The 4,470-nt window shown below is 60.4% G+C and carries 3 protein-coding genes and 2 pseudogenes; 3 read left to right on the forward strand and 2 right to left on the reverse strand.

All coding sequences use genetic code 11. The features are described 5' to 3' along the window. Positions 1-233: 233 nt before the first annotated feature. Together ACSHZY_RS18705 and ACSHZY_RS18710 are read left to right on the forward strand one after the other, a co-directional pair. Positions 234-991 (forward strand): annotated as a pseudogene (locus tag ACSHZY_RS18705) (IS5 family transposase). Positions 992-1,632: 641 nt separating this feature from the next. Beyond that, complete coding sequence (locus ACSHZY_RS18710) at positions 1,633-2,247, forward strand: AAA family ATPase (RefSeq protein WP_435171730.1); 615 nt, start codon at positions 1,633-1,635, stop codon at positions 2,245-2,247. Positions 2,248-2,350: 103 nt separating this feature from the next. Here ACSHZY_RS18710 and ACSHZY_RS18715 read toward each other — a convergent pair whose 3' ends face one another. Continuing rightward, a complete protein-coding gene (locus ACSHZY_RS18715) occupies positions 2,351-3,271 on the reverse strand; it encodes a DAPG hydrolase family protein (protein ID WP_435171732.1) in 921 nt (306 codons plus the stop codon). A 107-nt stretch (positions 3,272-3,378) separates the two neighbouring features. Between ACSHZY_RS18715 and ACSHZY_RS18720 the strand changes: the two genes are divergently transcribed. Then, positions 3,379-4,344 (forward strand): LysR family transcriptional regulator, encoded by a 966-nt coding sequence (locus tag ACSHZY_RS18720; protein WP_435171734.1) that lies wholly within the window; start codon positions 3,379-3,381, stop codon positions 4,342-4,344. A gap of 35 nt (positions 4,345-4,379) precedes the next feature. Here ACSHZY_RS18720 and ACSHZY_RS18725 read toward each other — a convergent pair. Continuing rightward, positions 4,380-4,470, reverse strand: a pseudogene (locus tag ACSHZY_RS18725) (IS5/IS1182 family transposase); the annotation flags it as partial.

Here is a 4,470-nt window from a genome sequence, read left to right on the forward strand (position 1 = left end):
CATAATCCGTGTTACACATTGGATGACTGTAAGCGGGCGCGCGCTATTTCCAACTGCGACTTTTTTTTGGTATGCCGAATGAATGAACGGCATACCGACCGAGGACCATTTTGGGGGTTTTCGTTGTCCATTGGCAGACCTACGAAGTCCATCGCCAAGATCCTTTGCCTAGGTTCAGGACCCATTGATCTCGTCGGTATGAGTTGATTCAGTTGCCTTCAAGGAGGCTTCTGATGAGCGATCTTTTCTGGCTTACCGATGAGCAGATGGCGCGGTTGCGCCCCTACTTTCCGAAGTCTCACGGCTGATCGCGCGTCGATGATCGGCGGGTTCTGAGCGGGATAATCTTCGTCAATCGCAACGGCCTACGGTGGCGTGACGCTCCACGGGAATACGGCCCGCCAAAAACGCTTTACAACCGTTGGAAGCGGTGGGGCGAGATGGGCGTCTTTGCGCGGATCATGGAAGGTTTGGCCACCGAGGCTGCCGCGCCGAAGACGGTAATGATCGACGCGACCCACCTGAAGGCGCACCGCACGGCCTCCAGTCTGGCCGTGAAAAAGGGGGGTGCGGACGGCTGATCGGCCGCACGAAGGGCGGGATGAACACTAAGCTGCATGCCGTCACGGACGATGACGGTCGCCCGATCCGGTTCTTCATGACAGCGGGCCAGGTGAGCGATTACGTCGGTGCTGCGGCCTTGGTCGGCAACCTGCCTGCCGCAGACTGGCTCTTGGCCGACAGAGATTATGATGCAGATTGGTTCCGGAAGGCCTTGCAGGACAGGGACATCAGGCCCTGCATCCCTGGTCGGAAGTCCCGCAGCAGGACCATCAAATACGACAAGCGCCGATACAAGCGGCGCAACAGGATCGAGATCATGTTCGGACGGCTGAAGGACTGGCGTCGCATCGCCACCCGTTATGACAGATGCCCGATGGTCTTCCTCTCAGCCGTCGCGCTGGCTGCAACCGTCTTGTTCTGGTTATGAGTCCTGACCCTAAGTCATTGACTTCGCTGCTCACGAATTTGAGCGGCTTGCCCGGTCAGGCCAGGCTCCCAGCGGGGTGCCATATCCGCCCCCCCGGATTGACCCGCAATGCCCTCTATCCGCACGCTGCTCATGGAGCTACCGAGCTCGCATCATGATGGAGCACCCCATGGTAAAGCATCGGCCATGCCGCCCGACCGCCTCGACGTCGATACCCCGGCCGACCGGGACTTTCGGCCGCGGCTTGCCGCGGACCCTTGTCGCGTTCATCGACGCGACCTGGCCCGACCCCGACCTCACGGCGTCGAATATCGCCAGGCGGCTTCGGGCCTTCTGGTCGGCGATGCGTGAACGCTAGGCCCGACCTGCACCTGGCCTGAAGCGGCACCCTGACGGCAACCCGATCATGGAGGAGATCGACGCTTGGACGGACAAAGTGATCACCCCTCCCTCGGTCATCGCGAAGACCGTTCGGCGCGCATTCCGCCTCGAGGAGCGGCATCGGCAACGCAGCGGCGTCGCGCACCTGCCGGACAAGGATCTAGCCAAGCTCGAGCCCGTCAGTCTTAGCGTCGACCTCCTTCCCGTCGGAGCACCGCGCCGACCAGATCGCCGCCGCCGTTCACGAAGAGTTTCCTTGGATGGCTCCGGTCACCGATGCCCTATGGCAGGCAATGCGCCAGTCCGTTCGACGCGGCGATGCCAGCTTCCGCCACTCACCCTACCTTCTGGTGGGGCCGCCGGGAACCGGCAAGTCCAGCTGGGGAAGGTTCGTGGCCAAGCAAATGGACCTGCCGTGCCTCGCGATCGACGCCAGCGGCGAAGCCGCAGGCTTTGGGGTCATCGGTGTGCAGCGTGGCTGGGGCAGCGCGCAAGCCGGCCGACCCATGGAACTCATCCTGAGAGAATGCATCGGCAATCCGAGCATCATTCTGGACGAGATCGACAAGACCGGCCTTGCCACCAGCACCAGAGGCAAAGCCTTCAGCTTGGTCAACGCGCTCCTGCCGCTCCTGGAACGCTTCACGGCGAAAGCCTGGAGTTGCCCCTCCTACCGCGTGCGCGCAGACATGTCGGGGATCAGCTGGATCCTGACGTCGAACGCCGCGGGACTGGTCCCTACCCCGCTCCGCAGCCGCTGCCGGGAGGTTCTCCTGCGCGATCTGACCACGGAGGAAATCGTAGCGTTTGCCCTGCGCGAGCAGGGCCGCAGAGGCCTGTCCGACGAGGCCCTCGACGGCGTGATCGGTGCCTGATAGGGGGCCGAAGCGGCCCTACAGCGGAATACATCCTGTGCCGTCGCCGATACGGCGCTGATGCCTCAACCCATGAGCGCTCCAATGATGACCTTGCGCGACATCACTCTTGCCCGAAGCGGGCGTGGAGCGCAGGCAGGAACGAAGCAAGGTGGGTGAACTCGATCATATCGTGAACCGCAAGTTCATAGGCGCTCATCTCCGCCACGCTGTCATTGTAACCAGCCTGCGCCATCATTCCGGCCGCTTTCTCCGCACCCTCGAAGCGGGCCAAGTCGGGATGGGCCCCGATCCAATAGCGGCTGACCAGTTCCATCCCCTGATCAGTATCGCGCGCGATATGGATCATCATCGAATTGATGACGTCGTCTGCCGTTGCTGGACCCACGATCCCACTGGCGCTGGCAATGAACCCTCGATCGGAGAACGCCTTGGCGTCGAAGCCGAGTTTTGCGGGATCCTTGAAACGGATCAGAAGCTCCATGGCGGTCGGACCGACCAACTCCTTCACATAGTTGGGATTGTCATAGAGGCGCTGCTCATAGGTTTTCGTTCTATCCTGAAGCCGTTGAGGATCCTGGACGCTGTTCTCGATATGCGCATGGGGAAACCAGAGGGAATAGCGTTCCCGTTCCACCTCGTGCCAGGTAAACCACCAGCGCAGCATCTCGGCCGAGACGCCGGGCATGACGTGTCGGCTTTGCACGTAGGATGTCGATCCGTCGAGAACGGCATAGCCGTTCTTCGTCGCGGAATGGTCCAGATCCAGAAGTGCATTGAGACCAGCCACGCTGGGCGGCAGCGTCTCGGCTTTGTCGAGGGTCCCAAGTTGAAGCGAACGGGCGAAGTCGGTTGAGACCGTCAGATCACCTGTGAAGAAGTCTGCATATGGGGTCGCCTTGATTGCCTTGGCGTTGGAGACGAACTGACGCTGCGCCAGGATTGGCATGTAGGTCACCGCGCTCTTGCTTCCGGCGTCCGTTTCAGAAGCGGCGTCTTGGGCGCGAAGTGCGGTGGCACCCATGCTTGCGGCAGCAAGGCCAACAGCTCCCGTGAATACAGTTCTGCGGTTCATTTGGTCCATCCACCATTTGCATTCGCTCGCCCTGCAACTTAAAGGGCGCGTCACCAGTGAACAAATCGATGGTTTCAATTTTGCGTATCGAAGGGAATGATATGAGGCGGGTGAACCTGAACCTGCTTTTGGCTTTGGACGCTTTACTGCGAGAGGAAAGTGTCTCGAAGGCGGCGATACGTCTCGGCGTCGGTCAGCCCGCCATGAGCCACAGCTTGGGACAGCTACGCCTGCTCTTCGCCGACGAAATCCTCACAAGGGTGCCGGGCGGAATGAGAATGACACCCCGCGGCATGCAGTTGAAATCGGAATTACGCGATGTTCTGGCGCGGATCGCGGCGCTGATCGACAACGGGGAAGACTTCGATCCGGCAAGAAGCACCCATCATTTCAGGATCGCGGTATTCGACAGCGCTGCCGCGATACTTGTTCCTAAGCTGATGGCATGGATTTTGGAGAAGGCGCCGGGCGTGACCCTCGCGACATATTCGTTGAATGACATCGATATTCATGCAGCGCTCGACAGCGACGACATTGACCTTGCATTCGGTTTGTTCGAGCACGGCGCGATGCACCACAAGACAAGACTTATCTATGCCGATCGCTATGTTGCGATCTACAATCCCGAACTCATCGATGCCTCGTCTCCAGCCTTCTTTCGCGAACCGTTTCCAATCGTCTCGTGCCGCAACCACGAGAGTGACCGGGTTATCGGCAAGCTGCGTTCCCACGGGCTGATGCCCCGTGTGGTGGTGGAGACACCGCATATGCTGGCCATCCCGGAAATCGTGCGGTCCATTCCCGCAATCGCCATCCTGCATGATCGGATCGCGGTCGGATCTGCACATGCACACGATCTGAAGACGATTGATATTCCCGAGGTCGTTGAACTAGGTGCCATCCGCCTGTCGCTTCTGTGGCACTCCTCGCATGATCTCTCGCCTCCCCATCGCTGGCTGAGGCAAGCGTTCATTTCGGTCGTCGATGCCGCCGTCCGATCTGAACGACCGGGACTGCCATAGTGACATGCGTGACCCATCACCAGGGTCAGGATTCCTAACCAGTAGAGGACGGTTGCGGCGAGGGCGATGGCTGAGAGGAAGACTTCTGGACAGCGGTCATAGCGGGTTGCGACGCGCCTCCCGTCC

Source organism: Falsirhodobacter sp. 1013 (genome assembly GCF_051195255.1).
In the GTDB taxonomy this organism is placed as follows: Bacteria; Pseudomonadota; Alphaproteobacteria; order Rhodobacterales; family Rhodobacteraceae; genus Falsirhodobacter.